General features: G+C 66.9%; 17 protein-coding genes. 8 read left to right on the top strand and 9 right to left on the bottom strand.

What is annotated here, in order from left to right:
* Positions 1–10: 10 nt before the first annotated feature.
* Genes DQG15_RS09805 through DQG15_RS09795 form a run of 3 tightly spaced genes read left to right on the top strand, consistent with a single transcriptional unit; the run spans position 11 to position 3,749 of the window.
* Positions 11–1,105, top strand: coding sequence for a 4-oxalomesaconate tautomerase (locus DQG15_RS09805; protein ID WP_116084873.1), 1,095 nt, complete (start codon positions 11–13; stop codon positions 1,103–1,105).
* The gene (locus DQG15_RS09800; protein ID WP_198665123.1) at positions 1,102–2,775 is read left to right on the top strand and encodes a thiamine pyrophosphate-binding protein; all 1,674 of its coding nucleotides are present in this window, start codon (positions 1,102–1,104) and stop codon (positions 2,773–2,775) included. The genes DQG15_RS09805 and DQG15_RS09800 overlap by 4 nt, the downstream gene beginning before the upstream one ends.
* Positions 2,772–3,749, top strand: a complete 978-nt coding sequence (locus tag DQG15_RS09795) for a D-2-hydroxyacid dehydrogenase family protein (RefSeq protein ID WP_116084872.1) — start codon at positions 2,772–2,774, stop codon at positions 3,747–3,749. The genes DQG15_RS09800 and DQG15_RS09795 overlap by 4 nt, the downstream gene beginning before the upstream one ends.
* Before the next feature lie 22 nt (positions 3,750–3,771).
* Here DQG15_RS09795 and DQG15_RS09790 read toward each other — a convergent pair whose 3' ends face one another.
* Complete coding sequence (locus tag DQG15_RS09790) at positions 3,772–4,674, bottom strand: LysR family transcriptional regulator (RefSeq protein ID WP_116084870.1); 903 nt, start codon at positions 4,672–4,674, stop codon at positions 3,772–3,774.
* Between the two features lie 73 nt (positions 4,675–4,747).
* Here DQG15_RS09790 and DQG15_RS09785 point away from each other — a divergent pair, with 73 nt between their 5' ends.
* From DQG15_RS09785 to DQG15_RS09765, 5 genes are all read left to right on the top strand, one after another.
* A complete protein-coding gene (locus DQG15_RS09785; RefSeq protein WP_232830792.1) occupies positions 4,748–5,515 on the top strand; it encodes a sulfite exporter TauE/SafE family protein in 768 nt (255 codons plus the stop codon).
* Between the two features lie 144 nt (positions 5,516–5,659).
* A complete protein-coding gene (locus DQG15_RS09780; RefSeq protein WP_116084868.1) occupies positions 5,660–6,391 on the top strand; it encodes a PIG-L deacetylase family protein in 732 nt (243 codons plus the stop codon).
* Complete coding sequence (locus DQG15_RS09775; protein ID WP_116084867.1) at positions 6,391–7,065, top strand: 4-carboxy-4-hydroxy-2-oxoadipate aldolase/oxaloacetate decarboxylase; 675 nt, start codon at positions 6,391–6,393, stop codon at positions 7,063–7,065. Before DQG15_RS09780 ends, DQG15_RS09775 begins: the two co-directional genes overlap by 1 nt.
* 13 nt (positions 7,066–7,078) lie before the next feature.
* The gene (locus DQG15_RS09770) at positions 7,079–8,119 is read left to right on the top strand and encodes a 4-oxalomesaconate tautomerase (protein WP_198665122.1); all 1,041 of its coding nucleotides are present in this window, start codon (positions 7,079–7,081) and stop codon (positions 8,117–8,119) included.
* Between the two features lie 8 nt (positions 8,120–8,127).
* Positions 8,128–9,330, top strand: coding sequence for a LysR family transcriptional regulator (locus tag DQG15_RS09765; RefSeq protein ID WP_116084864.1), 1,203 nt, complete (start codon positions 8,128–8,130; stop codon positions 9,328–9,330).
* Between the two features lie 3 nt (positions 9,331–9,333).
* Here DQG15_RS09765 and DQG15_RS09760 read toward each other — a convergent pair whose 3' ends face one another.
* The 8 genes from DQG15_RS09760 to DQG15_RS09725 all read right to left on the bottom strand — a co-directional run bounded on the left by DQG15_RS09760 (position 9,334) and on the right by DQG15_RS09725 (position 17,526).
* The gene (locus DQG15_RS09760; RefSeq protein ID WP_116084862.1) at positions 9,334–10,290 is read right to left on the bottom strand and encodes an ABC transporter ATP-binding protein; all 957 of its coding nucleotides are present in this window, start codon (positions 10,288–10,290) and stop codon (positions 9,334–9,336) included.
* On the bottom strand, positions 10,287–11,288 hold the full coding sequence (locus tag DQG15_RS09755; RefSeq protein WP_116084860.1) for an ABC transporter ATP-binding protein: 1,002 nt from the start codon (positions 11,286–11,288) through the stop codon (positions 10,287–10,289). Before DQG15_RS09755 ends, DQG15_RS09760 begins: the two co-directional genes overlap by 4 nt.
* Positions 11,289–11,294: 6 nt before the next feature.
* Positions 11,295–12,203, bottom strand: coding sequence for an ABC transporter permease subunit (locus tag DQG15_RS09750; RefSeq protein ID WP_116084858.1), 909 nt, complete (start codon positions 12,201–12,203; stop codon positions 11,295–11,297).
* Between the two features lies 1 nt (position 12,204).
* Positions 12,205–13,212, bottom strand: coding sequence for an ABC transporter permease subunit (locus DQG15_RS09745; protein WP_116084856.1), 1,008 nt, complete (start codon positions 13,210–13,212; stop codon positions 12,205–12,207).
* Between the two features lie 139 nt (positions 13,213–13,351).
* Entirely contained in the window at positions 13,352–14,947 is a 1,596-nt protein-coding gene (locus tag DQG15_RS09740; protein WP_116084855.1) for an ABC transporter substrate-binding protein, read from the bottom strand.
* Positions 14,948–15,119: 172 nt separating this feature from the next.
* Positions 15,120–16,424 (bottom strand): UDP-glucose/GDP-mannose dehydrogenase family protein, encoded by a 1,305-nt coding sequence (locus DQG15_RS09735; protein ID WP_116084853.1) that lies wholly within the window; start codon positions 16,422–16,424, stop codon positions 15,120–15,122.
* A 107-nt stretch (positions 16,425–16,531) separates the two neighbouring features.
* Complete coding sequence (locus DQG15_RS09730; protein ID WP_116084852.1) at positions 16,532–16,960, bottom strand: hypothetical protein; 429 nt, start codon at positions 16,958–16,960, stop codon at positions 16,532–16,534.
* 11 nt (positions 16,961–16,971) lie between these two features.
* Positions 16,972–17,526, bottom strand: coding sequence for an ActR/PrrA/RegA family redox response regulator transcription factor (locus tag DQG15_RS09725; RefSeq protein ID WP_116084850.1), 555 nt, complete (start codon positions 17,524–17,526; stop codon positions 16,972–16,974).
* Positions 17,527–17,617 lie beyond the last annotated feature (91 nt).

Raw genomic sequence — 17,617 nt, 5'->3', positions numbered from 1 at the left:
CCCGATCCCCATGCCCCAGACAGCGATTCCCTATCACTTCCTGCGCGGCGGCTCGTCGCGCGGGCCCTACTTCAAGCGCTCGGACCTGCCCGAGGACCGCGAGACGCTGAGCGAGGTCCTGATGGCCGCGGTCGGCGCCGGGCATCCGCTGAACATCGACGGCATCGGCGGCGGCAATGCCGTGACCACCAAGGTCGCGATGCTCTCCCGCTCCGAGCGGAACGATTGCGACGTGGACTATTTCTTCGCCCAGGTCGCGGTGCAGAAGCGGGAAGTGGATTACCGCCCGACCTGCGGCAACATCCTCTCGGGCGTCGGCCCGGCCGCGATCGAGATGGGGCTGGTCGAAGCGCGGGACGGCGAGACGACGGTCCGCATCCATGCGGTCAACACCGGCGCACGCATCGAGGCCAAGATCCAGACGCCGGGCGGCCAGGTCCAGTACGAGGGTGATACCGAGATCGCCGGCGTTCCGGGCACGCACGCGCCCATCGCGCTCGACTTCCTCGACACGGTGGGCTCCGTCACAGGTGCGCTCCTGCCGACCGGCAACCTCCGGGACGAGATCGACGGCATCGAGGTGACCTGCATGGACGTCGCCATGCCGGTGATGATGGCCCGTGCCGACGCGTTCGGCCTGACCGGCCACGAAACGCAGGAAGAGCTCGACGCCAACACGGCCTTCTACGAACGCGCAGAGGCGATCCGCCTCGAGGCCGGCAAGCGGATGGGCATGGGGGACGTGACGAGCTCGGTCACGCCAAAGATCACGCTTCTCGCGCCGCCGCGGTGGGGTGGAACGGTCAGCGCGCGCTACTTCATGCCATGGTCCTGTCACCCCACGATGGCCGTGACCGGCGCGCAGTGCATCGCCTCCTGCGTGATGACACCCGGAACCGTTGCGGACGGGCTCGGAGAGGGACTCGGCGGTACATCCCCCGAACTCGTCAAGATCGAGCATCCGATGGGCACGATCGACGTCAACGTCTCCTTCGACACCGGCGCGGACGGCTTCGAACTCAAATCGGCCGGTCTCGTCCGGACCGCACGGCTGCTGGCACGGGGCGAGGTCATGGTCCCCGCCTCGATCTGGCCCGGCAGGTGAGCAAGGTCTACGAGATCCTGGCGGAAGTCTTCCGCCGAGAGGACACCCCGGTCTGCTTCTCCCTTCTGGGCGATGCCAACATGAACTGGGCCGGGGCGCTCGCCGCGCGCGGGACCCGCATGATCTATACCCGGCACGAACATGCCGCCGTCGCCGCCGCCACGGCCTATGCGCGGCGGACCGGCCGCACCGGCGTCGCCACGGTGACCTGCGGGCCGGGCCTGTCGCAGATCGTGACCGCCCTGCCCGCCGCCGTCCGCGCGTCCATCCCGCTGGTGATCTTCGCGGGCGAATCCCCGATCGGCGCGGCATGGTACAATCAGGAGCTGGACCAGGGCCCGGTCGTGACCTCGACCGGCGCGGCCTATGTCCCGCTCCACAGCATCAAGCGAATGCCCGAGGCGATCCGGAATGCCTTCGTGCAGGCGCACGAGGAACGGCGGCCCGTGGTGCTCGGCGTGCCCCTCGACCTTCAGTCGCAGGACTGGCCCGGCGGCGATCTGCCCACGCCCTCTGCCGACATCATCGCCCGGCCGTCCCCGATGCCGCCCAATCCGGACGACATCACCGCTGCCGCGCGGCGCATCGCGAGCGCAAAACGCATCGTCGTCATGGGCGGTCTCGGCGCCGCCTCGTCCGGTGCGTCCGATGCCTGCCGGGCGCTGGCCTCCAAGCTCGGCGCGCTTTTGACGACGACGCTTCCGGCACGGGGTCTGTTCCTCGACGATCCCTTCTGCGTCGGCATATCCGGCGGCTTCTCCAGCACCCTTGCGCGCGCTCTCTTCGCCGAGGCGGATCTCGTGATCTCCTTCGGGGCGCAGCTGACCTCGCACAATCTCGACAAGGGCAAGCTTTACCCGAACGCCGAGTTTCTGCGCGTCGACACGCGCCCGCAATCGGTCACGCAGGGTCTCGTCCTGCCGGGGGCGCATCTGCGCGGGGATGCCAGGCTGACCGCCGAAGCGCTCGTGGATGCGGTGGAGGAGGCCGGGGGATGGCGAAGCGACCGCCTCGCGGCTGCGATCGATAGCGCCGTTTGCGATACCGCGACCTTCCCGCAGGATGCGTATCTCGATCCCAGGGACGTGACCTCCGCCCTCGATGCCGCCCTGCCGCAGGACTGGCAGATGGTGAACTCGTCCGGGCACTGCTCCTTCTATACCGCCCACATGCAGAGGCCGTTCGAGACCTTTCTGACGATCCGCGAATACGGCGCCATCGGGAACGGCCTGCCCTATGCCATGGGTGCGGCGGCGTCGGATCCGGAGCACCCCGTCGTCCTCTTCGACGGCGACGGCTCGATCATGATGAACGTGCAGGAGCTGGAGACCATCCGGCGCGAGGGCCTCAAGATCCTCATCTGCTGCTACAACGATCGCGCCTACGGCTCGGAGATCCACAAGCTGCGGGACGAGGGGCTGCCGGATGACGGTGCGGTCTTCGGAGAGACGGACCTCGCGGCCATCGCCCGCGGCTTCGGTCTGGGCGGGCACCGTGTGGACGACCTGTCGGAGCTGCCGGACCTGATCGAGACCTTCCGCGCGTCAGGCGGCTCCATGCTGCTCGACTTCCACATCTCGGACCGCATCGCCTCCCCCGTCGTGCGCCGTGCGCATCCCGGGGGACATTCCGGCACCGAACATCCCGTCTCCCTGGAGGGACTGCTGTGAAGATCCATATCCTCGACGACTGGTACGGGGACCTTGCCGGCCTCCCGGCGATGGACATGCTGAAGGACCACGACGTCACGATCTGGTCCGACAAGCCCGAGAGCGAGGACGCCCTGGCCGAGCGGATTCGGGACGCGGAGGTGGTCGTGCTCTTCCGGGACCGCACGCAGGTGACGGAGAGCCTTGCCGCGAAACTTCCGAACACGAAGCTGATCGCGATGCGCGGGAACTACCCGAACGTGGATGTGGAGGGGCTGACGAAGCACGGCATCCTCTTCTGCTCGGACATGTCGTCGGGCGGCGCCAACGTCTCCACGGCGGAACTTGCATTCCTCCTCGGCCTCTCCACCCTGCGCTACCTGCCCGAGGCGATAGGGTCCGCCCGCGCCGGCAACTGGCAGGGAGACGCCCCGCTCGGGCGCCGCGCCAGCGGCCGCATCTTCGGCCTCTACGGCTACGGAAAGATTGCCAAGGTCGTCGCCGGGTATGCCCGCGCCTTCGGGATGCAGGTCCTCGTCTGGGGCAGCGATGCGGGGCGGGAGCGCGCACGCGCGGACGGGATCGAGACGGCGGAAAACCGAGAGGCCTTCTTCGGCGGCTGCGACGTGGTCAGCCTGCACGTGCGCCTGACGAAGGAGACCCGCGGGACGATCACGCGCGCCGACCTGATGGCGATGCGCGAGGACGCGATCCTGGTGAATACCTCCCGCGCGGCGCTGATCGAACCGGGCGCGCTTCTGGAGGCGCTGAACGCCGGCCGGCCGGGCCGAGCCGCGCTCGACGTGTTCGATGCAGAACCCGTGACGAATGCGGCCGATCCTCTCGTTTCGCATCCCAGGGTCATCCCGACGCCGCATGTCGGCTTCATCACCGAGGAGGAGCTGGATGGCCAGTTCTCCACGATCTTCCGCACCGTGCTGGCCTATGGTGCGGGAAAGCCGGACAGCGCAATCAACCCCGAGGTCCTGTCCTGACCGGAGGGCGGTGTCGCCGCGCTCAGGGCGTCGTCATGGAGACGACATACTTCTCGACCTTGCCGAGAACGTATTCCCCGGCGGGCGACAACGTACTGTCCCGGCGCGTGATCACGGCGAGATCCCGTGCGATCCGGGTGTCGTCGATCCGGACCGAGACGACATTCCGCGGCGCCAATGCGATCGCGCACATCGGCAGGACCGAGATCGCCGTGCTCTGCGACACGATGCGTGTCGCAAGCGCCGAGGACTGCACCTCATAGGGCCAATGGATCAGGGACGACTTTCCCTCGAGCGCCTTGTCGATGATCTGACGGGAGCGCTTGTGCGGCGCGAGGCGAACCATCGGCCACTCCACCAGATCCTCGAGGGTAACGCTCTTTCGCTCCGCAAGCCGATTGTCGTTTCGCATGAAAGCGTAATACGGCTCCTCGCGCAGGAAACGCGTAGTCAGGTCGGAGCTTGCCGCGCTGACGAGGGAAATGGCGAAATCACAACGACCGGTCCTGACCTTTTCTCCTATTTCGCGAAATGGAATTTCAATGACGTCAATTTCAAGAGATGGGTTTTCTTCCGCGACTTCAGAAAGAACCTGCGGCAGCAATGCGCTCGCAATGGACGGAAGACAGGCGAATGCCACCTTGCCCGTCGGCTCCGCCTGACGGACGCGAACACTGTCATAGACCGCCTGAAGCTGGCTCAGAAGGGCTCCAGCCTTGGGAAGGAGCGCCTCACCGGCGGCCGTGAGGGAAATCGCGTGGCTGCTTCGAACCAGCAGCTGCACCCCGAGATCGGTCTCGATCTTTCGCAGACGGTGACTGAGGGCGGCTTGCGAAAGCCCCAGAAACTTCGCAGCACGCTGGAAGGATCCGTGATCCGCGATGGCGAGGAACGCCTCGATCCCCAGGTAGTCAATCCTCACCATGCCCCCTTCCGGACTCGGAACGCTTACGCATCGAATTAATATCGAGCGAATAATCACTTGGAGCAACACGGGAATGAATTTTTTTTATGACGCGATCATGCCGGACGGAATGTCGCACCTCGTTCTTCTGCTTCTCCTAGCGGCAAGCTTCGTTTCATCCTTCATCACGGTTGCTTTCGGAATAGGCGGCGGCGCGATGCTGCTGGCCATCATGGCGACGCTCGTGCCACCGGCCGCCCTCATCCCGACGCACGGCATGATCCAGATCGGCTCCAACCTGGGGCGCGCGCTTGTCGTACTGAAGCACATCTTCTGGCCCGCCCTGCCCGCCTTCACCATCGGCTCCCTGATCGGCGCGGCCGTGGGTGGGGCTCTGGTGGTGAACATTCCGCCGGCCTGGATCCAGATCGCCGTCGGCTCCTTCATCATCTGGTCGATCTTCGGCCGCCCGCCACGCGGTGTTCGGGACTGGCCGCTGGCCGTCGGCCTCTTCTCCAGTTTCCTGACGATGTTCTTCGGCGCGACGGGCCTTTTCGTCGCCACGTTCACCAAGTCCCACGAGCTGCCGCGGCATTCCCACGTTGCCACCCACGCCGCCCTGATGACGGTTCAGCACGGGGTGAAGACCATTGCCTTCGGGCTGCTGGGATTTGCCTTTGGTGAATGGCTGCCCTTCATCGTCGCGATGATGGTGCTGGGCTTTCTTGGCACGCTTGCGGGAAAGCTCCTGCTCAACAGGCTCGACGACAAGCGCTTTCGCTTCGCTCTCGACTTCATCCTGATCGTGCTGTCCGTGCGCCTCGTCCTCGGCGGAGCATGGGAGCTGTACCAGGGCCGGTGAGCAGGGCGCCCGTTGCACGGACTGAATACTTGGGCGTGCTTTTGGATTGGTGGGTTTGGCCCGCTTTGCCATAGGCTCGGGGCAGAACTGAAACACGAGAGGTCACGCCCGGCTCCGGGACGCGTGCCTTCGGGGGGATACCGCATGAACACCGGCACCGCGCTCGTCATCAGCGCTCATTCGGCCGATTTCGTCTGGCGCTGCGGCGGCGCCATCGCGCTGCATCAGCAAAAGGGGATCGACGTGACCGTCGTCTGCCTCTCCTACGGGGAGCGCGGCGAAAGCGCCAAGCTCTGGAAGCAGGAGGGCATGACCCTCGATCGGGTGAAGACCGAGCGCCGCAAGGAAGCCGAAAGCGCCGCTGCGGCCCTCGGCGTGGCGGACATCCAGTTCCTCGATTGCGGGGACTACCCGCTCCAGCTGGACCGGGACGAGAAGTTCCGGCTCGTCGATCTGATCCGCAAGGTGCAGCCGGGCTTCATCCTCACGCATTCGAAGTACGACCCCTACAATACCGACCACATGTATGCGTCCGAGCTTACGCTGGAGGCGCGCATGATCGCCCAGGCATGGGGCCACAATCCCGGAGAGAAGGTCCTCGGCGCGCCGCAGGTCTACCTCTTCGAGCCGCACCAGACCGAGCAGATGGCCTGGAAGCCGGACGTCTTTCTCGACATCACCCCTGTCTGGGACCGCAAATGGGCCGCGATCCAGTGCATGCAGGGGCAGGAGCATCTCTGGCATTACTACGAGAACGTCGGCGAGAACCGCGGCAACCACTTCCGCCGCAACTCGGGCGGCCAGTCTGGCGGTCGTGACTGCAGGTATGCCGAGGGCTTCCAGTCCGTCTTCCCCCGCACCGTGGACGAGCTCTGATGGGCGGCGTCGTGGTTCAGAACGTCGAGCGCGCCGATCCGGAGACCGTCCGCGCGCTTGGCACATGCGGCGTCGCGACGGTGCATGAGGCGCAGGGGCGCAAGGGACTTCTCGCCCCCTACATGTCGCCGATCTATGCGGGGGCGATGGTCGGCGCGTCCGCCGTCACCATCTCCGCCCCGCCGGGCGACAACTGGATGCTCCACGTCGCGATCGAGCAGGTACAGGAGGGCGACATCCTCGTCCTTGCCCCCACCTCCCCATGCGACGACGGGTATTTCGGCGACCTTCTCGCGACATCCGCCATGGCGCGGGGCTGCCGTGGCCTCGTGATCGACGCCGGCGTCCGGGACGTGAAGGACCTGACCGAGATGGGCTTTCCCGTCTGGTCGAAATGCGTCCACGCGCAGGGCACGGTGAAGGAAACGGTCGGCTCGGTGAATGTTCCCGTGGTCTGCGCCGGCGCGCTCGTCCGCCCCGGTGACATCATCGTCGCGGATGATGACGGCGTCTGCGTCGTGGCGCGCGAGGAAGCGGATGACGTTCTGCGAAAGGCGCGCGAACGTCTGGACCGGGAAGAGGAGAAGCGCGCGCGACTGGCCTCCGGCGAACTCGGCCTCGACATCTACGACATGCGCGCGCGGCTCGCCGAAAAGGGCCTTGAGTACATCTGAGGGAGGATCGGCGATGCGGGCAGTGCGTGCGATGTGGATGCGGGGCGGCACCTCGAAGGGCGGCTATTTCCTCGCGGACGAGCTGCCGGACGACCGCGATGACTTCCTCCTTCGCGCCATGGGCTCGCCCGACCCGCGGCAGATCGACGGGATGGGCGGGGGCGACCCCCTGACCTCCAAGGTCGCCGTGGTCCGCCGATCGCAGCGGGCCGGGGTGGATGTGGATTATCTCTTCCTGCAGGTCTTCGTTGACCGCGCCACCGTTTCGGATGCGCAGAATTGCGGCAACATCCTTGCCGGGATCGGTCCCTTCGCCATCGAGCGGGGGCTGGTTCAGGCGTCGGGCGAGGAAACGGACGTTCGCATCTTCATGGAAAATACCGGCCAGATCGCGACGGCGCGGGTGCAGACACCGGGCGGCGCCCTGACCTACGAGGGCACCGCCCGGATCGACGGCGTGCCCGGCACGTCGGCACCCGTTCCGCTGACGTTCGAGGGCACCGCCGGATCGACCTGTGGCGCGCTCCTGCCGACCGGCAACGCCGTGGACGAGATCGACGGCATCGCCTGCACCCTGATCGACAACGGCATGCCTTGCGTCGTGATGAGCGCCGAGGCGATGGGGATCAGGGGAAACGAGGACCCCGCTGACCTGGAGGCCGATCTCGGCCTGCGGGAACAGCTGGAGGCGATACGGCTGAAGGCGGGGGAGATGATGAACCTCGGCGACGTCACTGACAAATCCGTCCCCAAGATGACGATGGTGTCGCGCCCGCAAGACGGCGGCGCCCTGTCCACCAGAACCTTCATACCCCACCGCTGCCACAAGGCGATCGGCGTCCTCGGCGCGGCCACCGTCGGCACCGCCGCGCTGTTGCCGGGCAGTCCTGCCCATGCCGTCGCGACGCTGCCGGACGGGACGGAGAAGGCCCTCTCCATCGAGCATCCGACCGGCGAGATGACCGTCATCGTGACGCTGGAAGACGGTGAGGTGAGCCGCACGGCGATCCTGCGCACCGCCCGGAAGCTGATGGACGGAACGGTATTCGGCTGAAGGGCGCGGTGGTGCAGGACGGATCCGAAGTCATCCCGAACCTCAGGCATGTCGCGGGGATCGAGGCCATCGGGCGGGAGGGCACCCTCTCCGCTGCCGCCGCCGCCGTGTCCCTCTCCCAACCGGCCATGACGCAAGGGCTTGCCGCCATCGAGCGAAGCCTCGGAACGCCCCTTTTCCTGCGCGCCCGCTCGGGCATGACGCCGACCGAGGCCGGGGAAATCTACCTCAGGCGCATCAACCGGGGCCTCGCCCTCCTGCGCCGGGCGGGACAGGCGGCAGGCCGGCCGAATCTCTGGCGGATGGTGAGCCTCGGTCAACTCACGGCGCTGATCGCGGCCGTCGAGCATGGCGGGATCAGACCCGCCGCCGCCGCGCTCGGGCGCGAGGCGTCCACCATCAGCCGCGGGTGCCGCGGTCTGTCGGACCTCGCCGGATTACCGCTCTTCGAGGCAACCTCCCACGGGATGACCCCGAGCCGGCCCGCGCGGGACCTCGCCCGTCTCGGGGGTCTCGCCCTCGCCGAACTGGAGCAGGCCCGCCTCGACGTGGCCGACTGGCAGGGCAGCTTCGGCGGGCGCATCGTCGTGGGGTGCCTGCCGCTGGCGCAACCGGCGCTTCTCCCCGAAGCCCTCTGCCGGTTTGCCGGGGAGTTTCCGACCGTTGCGATCAGCGTGGCGGACGGGCTCTATCCCGCCCTCGCGCAGGATCTCCGCCACGGCCGGATCGATCTTCTGATCGGTGCGCTCCGCGAGGAGAACCTGCCCGATGGCGTAACGGAGCGCATCCTCTTCTCGGACAATCTCTGCATCGCCGCGCGGCCCGGTCACCCGCTCGCCTACGGCGCTGTGACCGACGCCCACCTCGCCCGGTTCCCCTGGATCGCACCCCGCAGCGGCGCCCCCTCCCGCGCGCATTTCGACGCGCTTCAGGCCCGCCTCGCGCCGGACGGCTGCCCCCGCCCCCTCGAAACCGGCTCTTCCGCCGTGATCGCCGGGCTGCTCGCGCGGTCCGATCGGCTGGCTCTCGTGTCGCGAACACAGGTGGAGGACGACCTCGCGGCCGGGCGCCTCTCCCTCATCGAAACCGAGATCCCGGACACCCCGCGCGCAATCGGCTACGCGCACCGCTCGGACTGGCTTCCGAGCGTCCCGCAGGCGCGCTTCCTCGAGATCTTCGAGGAGGTGGTGGCGCGTCCCGGTCTGTCCTGAGGCTCAGGCTTCCGGGAAGAAGCACGCCGCCGGGTGAGGCGCGCCCTCGAGAACCGGGCGCTCGGCGCGGCACTTGTCCTGCGCTTTCCAGCAGCGGGGCGCGAAGGGGCAGCCGGGGGGGACGTTCATCGGCGACGGCAGCTCTCCCACCAGCTTGATCCGCTCGCGTCGGCTGGAGGGCTCAGCGGAGGGCGTCGCCGAGAGGAGCGCCTTGGTGTAGGGATGCCGCGGCGCTGCGAAGACCTCGTCCTTCGGCCCGACTTCCACCGGCCGGCCGAGATACATCACCATGATGTCGTCCGCGACGTGCCGGACGACGGACAAATCGTGGCTGATGAAGAGGTAGGCCAGGTCGAGCCGCTCCTGAAGGTCATTCAGCAGGTTCAGGATCTGGCTCTGGATCGACAGGTCGAGCGCGGAAACCGGCTCGTCGAGCACCAGGAGCTTCGGCTCCAGCATCAGCGCGCGGGCAACCGCGATGCGCTGGCGCTGACCGCCGGAGAACATGTGGGGGTAGCGGTCGTAATGCTCCTCCCGCAGGCCGACGAGGCGCATCATCTCCTTGGCCGCCGCGCGCCGCTCCTTGGCGTTCATCTTCGGACGGTTGATCTTGAGCGGCTCCTCGAGGATCGCGCCGACGCGCTTGCGCAGGTTCAGCGAGCCGTAGGGATCCTGGAAGACGATCTGCACGTCGGTCCTGAGGGAGGGCCAGTCCGCCTTGGTCGCGCTTCGCCCGTCGATCTCCAGGGTGCCGCTCGTGGGCTCCTCGATGAGCGTGACGAGCCGCGCGAGGGTGGACTTGCCGCAGCCGGACTCGCCGACCACGGCCAGCGTCTTGCCCGCCTCGATGGCGAAGGACGTCCCGGCCACGGCGCGAACGATGCCGGCTTCCGAAAACAGCCCGCCGCCGACCTCGTAGTCGCGGCCCAGATCCTTCGCGGTGACGACGGTGGCGCTCATGCGCTCGCTCCTTCGACCTTCGCCGGCACGACGCCCTCCGGCACCTCCAGCGGATAGTGACAGCGCGCAAGGCCGAGCGGACGCGGCTGCACCGGCGGCGGCACGATGCGGCAGGTCTCGTCAGCGAACTTGCAGCGCGGCGAGAAGAGACAGCCTTCCGGGCGGTCGTGCTGCCCCGGAACGACGCCCGGAATGGTCGGCAGCCGCTTTTCCGTGGCCCGCTCCGGCAGGGCGGCGAGAAGGGCGGCAGTATAGGGGTGATGCGGCGTCGCGAAGAGATCGGCGACCGGCTGATCCTCCACCTTCTGCCCGGCATACTGGACCGCCACCCGTTCCGCCGTCTCCGCTACGACGCCCATGTCGTGCGTGATGAGGATGAGGCCCATCCCGGTCTCCTTCTGAAGGCCCGTCAGGAGATCGAGGATCTGGGCCTGGATCGTCACGTCGAGCGCCGTGGTCGGCTCGTCCGCGATCAGAAGGCGGGGGCGGCAGGAGATCGCCATGGCGATCATGACCCGCTGGTTCATGCCCCCCGAAAGCTGGTGGGGGAAGGCGGACAGGCGCTTTTCGGGCGACGGGATTCCGACCATCTCGAAAAGCTCGATGCAGCGGGCATGGCGCTGCTTGCGGTCGAGATCGGTATGCTTGCGAAGCGCCTCCTTGATCTGGAAGCCGACGGTGAAGCACGGGTTCAGCGAGGACATCGGTTCCTGGAAGATCATCGACAGGTCCGCGCCGACGAGCCGGCGCCGCTCCGGACCCGACATGGCGCGGAGGTCCCGCCCGTCGAAACTCATCTCGTCCGCGGTGACCGTCGCGGTCCAGGGCAGAAGGCCCATCGTCGCCAGCATGGAGACGGACTTGCCGGACCCGGACTCGCCGACGATGGCGAGAATCTCGCCCGCGCGCACGTCCACGTCGACGCTGTCCACCGCGCGGAAGCGGCCCGAGCCGGTGGTGAACTCCACCGAGAGATTGCGGATGGTCAGAAGGGACATCTGGAATCAGCTCCGCTTCAGCTTGGGATCGAGCGCGTCGCGTAGGCCATCGCCCATCAGGTTGATCGCGAGCACGGTGACGAGGATGGCAAGGCCGGGGAAGGTCACGACCCACCACGCCCGGAGGACGAATTCCCGCGCATCGGCAAGCATCGTGCCCCATTCGGGTGTCGGCGGCTGCGCGCCCATGCCGAGGAAGCCGAGCGCGGCGGCGTCGAGGATCGCGGTGGAGAAGGACAGCGCGGCCTGCACGATGATCGGCGCGAGGCAATTGGGCAGAACCGTCAGGAACATCTGCCGCAGCGGCCCGGCGCCGGCGACACGGCTGGCAATGACGTAGTCCTTGGTCCGCTCATTCAGCACCGAGGCGCGGGTGAGGCGGACGTAATGCGGCTGAAGGACCAGCGCGATGGCAATCATGGCGTTCAGAAGCGTCGGCCCGAGAACCGCCACGAGCACCAGCGCCAAGAGGAGCGACGGAAAGGCGAGGACGATATCCATCAGGCGCATGATCAGCGTGTCGAGCCATTTCGGCGCGAAGCCCGCGACGAGGCCGAGGAAGATGCCCCCCGTCGCCGCGACGACGACGACGACGATGCCGACGAAGAAGGAGAACCGCGCCCCGTGGATCAATCGGGAGAGCATGTCCCGCCCCAGCGCGTCCGTACCGAGGGGGAAGCCCCACGTCCCGCCGTCCTGCCAGACGGGCGGTTGCAGGATCGCGGTGCGGAACTGCGTCGAGGGATCGTAAGGCGCGATGAGATCGGCGAAGAGCGCGAGGCACACGAAAGCGACGAAGACGTAGAGCCCCATCACGGCGCCGCGGTTCTCCTTGAAGTACGTCCAGAACTCGCGAAGGCGGCCGGGGCGGCGCGTCGGGACAGTACTGGCGATTTGAGACGAGGCGTCGGCCATGTCAGCGCTTCCGGATCTTGGGGTTGATGAGGCCGTAGAGCACATCGACGATGAGGTTCACGATCATCACGATGACCGCGATCATCAGAAGGCCGCCCTGAACCACCGGGTAGTCCCGGCGGAAAATGCTGTCGACCATCCACTTGCCGATGCCGGGCCATGAGAAGATCGTCTCTGTCAGGATCGCCCCGGCGAGGAGCGTGCCGACAGACAGGCCGATGACGGTGATGACGGGGATCATGGCGTTGCGCAGCGCATGGAGCCCGTTCACCCGGCCGGGGGACAGGCCCTTGGCGCGCGCGGTGCGGATGTAATCCTCGCTCAGGACCTCCAGCATCGCCGAGCGCGTCTGTCGCGCGATGACGGCGAGCGGGATGGTTCCCAGGACGATGGAGGGCAGGATCAGGTGCTGCACCGCCGACTTGAAGGCGCCGCTCTGGCCGGACAGCAGCGAGTCGATCAGCATGAAGCCCGTCACGTCGTCGAAGAAGTACATCAGCCCCATCCGGCCCGAAACGGGCGTCCAGCCGAGGTTTCCGGAGAAGACGATGATGAGGAGCAGGGCCCACCAGAAGATCGGCATCGAGTAGCCGACGAGCGCGGTGGACATCAGCGCCCGGTCGAAGAACTTGCCGCGATAGACCGCGGCGATGATCCCCGCCGGCAGTCCGAGCGCGATGGCGAAGATGATCGCGCAGAGCGCCAGTTCGAGCGTTGCCGGGAACAGGGAGAAGAACTCGTCCCAGACCGGGCGATTGGTCACGAAGGAGCGGCCGAGATCACCCTGCAGGACGCCGGTGAAATACTCCCAGAACTGGACGGGAAGCGGACGGTCGAATCCGAACTGCCGGGACAGCGTTTCGTACCGCTCCTGGGTCATGCCCCTCTCGCCGGCCATGACGATGATCGGATCGCCGGGCAGGACGCGGATGAAGCCGAAGGAAATGATGCAGACGCCGAGGAACGTCGGCACGAAGGTCGCGAGCCGCGACAGGAGATACTTGATCAATGGGCCGGCTTTCCGTTGGCTGCTGGTCGGCGCTTGAGGCGATCTGGCGTGCCGTCCGACCTGTCTCCCGCTCGGGGAAACCGCGGACAGGGGCGGGCCGGGAAGCCCGCCCCCCTTATCGGTCGTCAAGACGCGAGGATTACTCGCTGGCGAGGCTCACGTCGTCGAAGAGGTGGCCGCCGAGCGGGTGCACGACGTAGCCTTCGACTTCCGGGCGAACCGGCATGAAGACGACGGAGTGAGCGATCGTCGCCCAGGGCGCCTGCTCCTTGAAGATCACCTGAGCCTCTTCGTAGAGCTCGGCGCGCTCTTCCTGCGTCGGCAGGGTCTTGGCCTCCTGGATGATCTCCTCGAACGGCTCGTGGCACCACTGGGCGCGGTTGGCGCCGCCGACACCGTCACAGCCGAGAAGGACCGCGAGGAAGTTGTCCGGATCGCCGTTGTCACCGGTCCAGCCGAGGAGCACGGCGCCGTCACGATCTTCCGCGGAGGACCGCTCGAGGTATTCGCCCCACTCGTAGGACACGATCTCCACGTCGACGCCGATCTCGGAGAAATCCTCCTGGATCAGCTCGGCCATGCGGCGTGCATTGGGGTTGTAGGGACGCTGCACCGGCATCGCCCACACCTTCATGGACAGATCCTCGACGCCGGCCTCTTCGAGCATCTGACGCGCGGCTTCGGGATCGTACGCATCGTCCTCGACCGCGTCGTTATAGGACCACATGGTCGGCGGGATCGGGTTCTTCGCCGCCTCGCCGTAGCCCTGGAAGATCACCTCGATGATGGCGTCCTTGTCGATCGCCATGTTCAGGGCCTTGCGGACCTGCGGGTTGTCGAACGGTTCCATCTGGGTGTTGTAGGCGAGGTAGCCGACGTTCAGACCCTCCTGCTGGAGCATCTCGACATCGTCGGAATCCATCATCGCCTGGATGTCGGCCGGGTTCGGATAGGGCATCACGTGACATTCGCCGGCTTGCAGGCGCTGGTAGCGCACGGAGGCGTCAGGCGTGATCGCGAAGACGAGGTTGTCGACCTTCGGCGTGTCCTCTTCCCAGTACTCCTCGTTCGCGGTGTACCGGATCACGGCGTCCGTCTGGTAATCCTGGAACGCGAACGGGCCGGTGCCGATGGGCTGCTGGTTCAGCATCTCCGGCGTACCGGCTTCTTCCATCGCGTCCGCGTATTCCTTGGACATGATGGACGCGAAATCCATCGCGAGGTTCGCGATGAAGGGCGCCTCAGGGCGGGTCAGGTTGAACCGGACCGTCATGTCGTCGACCTTCTCGATGCTCTCGATCAGGTCCGGCATGGACATGCTGTTGAAGTACTCCCAGGAGCCCGCATAGGAGAAATACGGGTTCTCTTCGTCCATCTGCCGCTCGAAGCTGAAGATGACGTCATCGGCGTTCATCGGGCGGGTGGGAGTGAACATGTCGTTCGAGTGGAACTGCACGTCCGGACGCAGGGTGAAGGTGAAGGACGTGCCGTCCTCGGACACCTCCCAGCTCTCGGCGAGGCCGGGGACGACGTTGGTCGTGCCGGTCTCGAACTCGGCAAGCTGGTTGTAGACGGTGTGGGACGACGCGTCGAAGGTCGTGCCGGAGGTGTAGAGGGCGGGGTCGAAGCCTTCGGGCGAACCCTCGGAACAGTAGACCAGCGTCTGTGCGCCGGCGGCGCCGGCAGCGAGGGTCAGCGCAAGGCCGCTCACCGCGAGATGGTGTACGAATTTCATCCGTAACTCCCTGTCGATCATGCCACCGGCCCTGCGGGCGCGGCAGCTCGCCGGATCGGTTTCCGCCCGGCGTTCATGACGCAGAGGTTACTCAGGAGCTGCTCGCCTCGTCCAGTCCCGCAGCAGGGCGACGCAGCGGAGGTTTGCCAACCAAATGGGCAAATGCCCGTTCTTAACGCCCGACCGCCACGTATGCCTCGAAACCCGCCGCAACGACGTCCTCGCGGGAGTAGACATTGCGCAGGTCGGCGAAGCGGGGGGAGCTCATCGAGCCGGCAATGCGGTCCAGATCAAGGGCGCGGAACTCGTTCCACTCGGTGAGAATCACGATGGCATGGGCGCCCTCGGCAGCGGCATAGGGATCCTCTGTCCATTCGACACCGGGCAGCATCCCTTCGCCCTCGCGACGGCCCTGCGGGTCGACCACGCGGACCTTCGCGCCGCCGCCGATGAGGGCCGGGACCAGAGTGAGGGACGGCGCATCGCGCATGTCATCGGTGTTGGGCTTGAAGGTGACGCCGAGCACCGCGACGGTCTTGCCGTTGAAGGAGCCGTCCAGAAGGTCCTGGAGCTTGTCCACCATCCGGCGCTTCATCTGCTCGTTCACGTCGATGACGGTCTCGGTGATGTGCAGGGGCGCAGCGTGGTCCTGTCCCATCCGGGCAAGTGCCTTGGTATCCTTGGGGAAACAGGAGCCGCCGTAGCCGGGGCCCGCATGCAGGAACTTGTTCCCGATCCGCCCGTCGAGGCCCATCCCCTTCGAGACCGACTTGATGTCCGCTCCAACCTTCTCGCACAGCGTCGCGATCTCGTTGATGAAAGTGATCTTCGTCGCGAGGAAAGCATTCGCCGCGTACTTGATCATCTCCGCCGATTCCAGGTCGGTGTAGACGATGGGAAAGTCCCGCAGGAACAGGGGCTTGTAGATATCCCCCATCACCGTCTTCGCCCGCTCCGTCTCGACGCCGACGACGACGCGGTCGGGCCGCATGAAATCGTCGATGGCCGCGCCTTCACGCAGGAATTCGGGATTGGAGGCAATGTCGAACTCGGCATCCGGGCGCGCCGCGCGGACGATCTCGCCCACCTTGCGGTTGGTGCCGACGGGAACGGTGGATTTCGTGACAATGACGGTCGGCCCGGTCAGCGCCCCCGCAATTTCTTCCGCTGCGGCATAGACATAGCTCAGATCCGCATGGCCGTCGCCCCGGCGGGTCGGCGTGCCGACGGCGATGAAGACCGCATCCGCGCCCGCCACAGCCTCGGCGAGATCGCCGGTGAAGGAAAGCCGGCCGCCGGCGACGTTTCTCGCCATCAGATCATCCAGACCCGGCTCGTAGATCGGAACCTCGCCGCGCTCGAGCATGTCGATCTTGGCGGGGTTCTTGTCCACGCAGACGACCTCGTGGCCGAAGTCCGAGAAGCAGACGCCTGAAACGAGGCCGACATAGCCCGTGCCGATCATCGCGATTTTCATGCCAGACGTCCTCGCTCTTCCAACCTGTCCTTGCGTCCGGTCGGATGCGGCATGGGGCAGAGGCTGTCAATGCCGCGGGCGGCACTCCCTCGCCTACGGGTTGCGCTTCAGGCGCAGGCGAGCCCGGCGGACAGCCGCTCCGGAGCGACGCGGATGGCGTCGCTGCCGATGAGGGCCGGAGCGTCGCTGCGATCCCCGGCGGACGTTTGGACAGGCGTGCCGGATCGGTCATAGGACCAGCCGAGAAAGGCGCCGCCGCGCATGATCGCGGTCAGCCCGCCGGCCCAGTCGTACGCGCGCGCCGGCCCGCCGCAGGACACATCCCGGACGCTGACCGGACGCGCACCGACGAGGCGGCTTGCCGCCGTCACGGTGCTTGCCTCGGTCCGGCCGAAGCCGATCTCCATGCCGGTCGCGCCGGCGCGCAGACCGTCCGGCGCCAACACCAGGGGCGGCCCTGACGGCGCACGGGCCACGGATGTGTCGGGAGCGCTGGCGGTACAGCCACCGAGCGCCGCGCCCAGCGCGAGGACCAAGGCTACGCGCCTCACTTGGGGCTGCGCTTTGCGAGGATGCGCTGAAGGGTGCGGCGATGCATGTTGAGCCGCCGGGCCGTCTCGCTCACGTTGCGGTCGCAGAGCTGATAGACCCGCTGAATATGCTCCCAGCGCACCCGGTCCGCGGACATAGGGTTGTCGGGAGGGGGCGGAAGATCGCCGGACCCCGAAAGAAGGGCGGCCGTCACGTCGTTCGCGTCGGCAGGCTTCGAGAGGTAATCCGTCGCGCCGATCTTCACCGCAGCCACCGCCGTCGCGATGGCGCCGTAGCCTGTCAGGACCACCACCTTTGCATCGGGGCGCTTTTCCCGGATCGCCTCCACCACGTCGAGGCCGTTGCCGTCCTCGAGGCGCAGATCCACCACGGCATAGGCCGGGGGCTTCGCGCTCGCCTGCGCCTTGCCTTCAGCCACGCTCAGCGCCAGCTCCACCTGGAAGCCGCGCTTTTCCATCGCGCGCGCAAGACGCCGGAGGAACGCCTCGTCGTCATCGACGATCAGGAGGGAAGGATCGGGCCCGATCTCCGGCACTTCACGCTCGCTCATGGCTCGCGGTCCTTTGTTTAAGGTGCTGCATCATGTCCTAGCACCTCGAGGGCCGGGGTCAAACGGGCCTACGGTCGCGGGAGCGCCCGAT

This window comes from Tropicimonas sp. IMCC34011 (assembly GCF_003390865.1).
GTDB lineage: Bacteria > Pseudomonadota > Alphaproteobacteria > Rhodobacterales > Rhodobacteraceae > Tropicimonas_B.
Note: the sequence above shows the minus strand (reverse complement) of the source record. Positions and strands in the feature narration are given on the sequence as shown.

Bases quoted from the DNA above. Each gene is read 5' to 3' on its own strand.
- DQG15_RS09775 (WP_116084867.1), top strand. From the start codon at position 6,391: ATGGGCGGCGTCGTGGTTCAGAACGTCGAGCGCGCCGATCCGGAGACC.
- DQG15_RS09755 (WP_116084860.1), bottom strand. From the start codon at position 11,288: ATGTCCCTTCTGACCATCCGCAATCTCTCGGTGGAGTTCACCACCGGC.
- DQG15_RS09770 (WP_198665122.1), top strand. From the start codon at position 7,079: ATGCGGGCAGTGCGTGCGATGTGGATGCGGGGCGGCACCTCGAAGGGC.
- DQG15_RS09725 (WP_116084850.1), bottom strand. From the start codon at position 17,526: ATGAGCGAGCGTGAAGTGCCGGAGATCGGGCCCGATCCTTCCCTCCTG.
- DQG15_RS09740 (WP_116084855.1), bottom strand. From the start codon at position 14,947: ATGAAATTCGTACACCATCTCGCGGTGAGCGGCCTTGCGCTGACCCTC.
- DQG15_RS09780 (WP_116084868.1), top strand. From the start codon at position 5,660: ATGAACACCGGCACCGCGCTCGTCATCAGCGCTCATTCGGCCGATTTC.
- DQG15_RS09750 (WP_116084858.1), bottom strand. From the start codon at position 12,203: ATGGCCGACGCCTCGTCTCAAATCGCCAGTACTGTCCCGACGCGCCGC.
- DQG15_RS09805 (WP_116084873.1), top strand. From the start codon at position 11: ATGCCCCAGACAGCGATTCCCTATCACTTCCTGCGCGGCGGCTCGTCG.
- DQG15_RS09760 (WP_116084862.1), bottom strand. From the start codon at position 10,290: ATGAGCGCCACCGTCGTCACCGCGAAGGATCTGGGCCGCGACTACGAG.
- DQG15_RS09790 (WP_116084870.1), bottom strand. From the start codon at position 4,674: ATGGTGAGGATTGACTACCTGGGGATCGAGGCGTTCCTCGCCATCGCG.
- DQG15_RS09785 (WP_232830792.1), top strand. From the start codon at position 4,748: ATGAATTTTTTTTATGACGCGATCATGCCGGACGGAATGTCGCACCTC.
- DQG15_RS09735 (WP_116084853.1), bottom strand. From the start codon at position 16,424: ATGAAAATCGCGATGATCGGCACGGGCTATGTCGGCCTCGTTTCAGGC.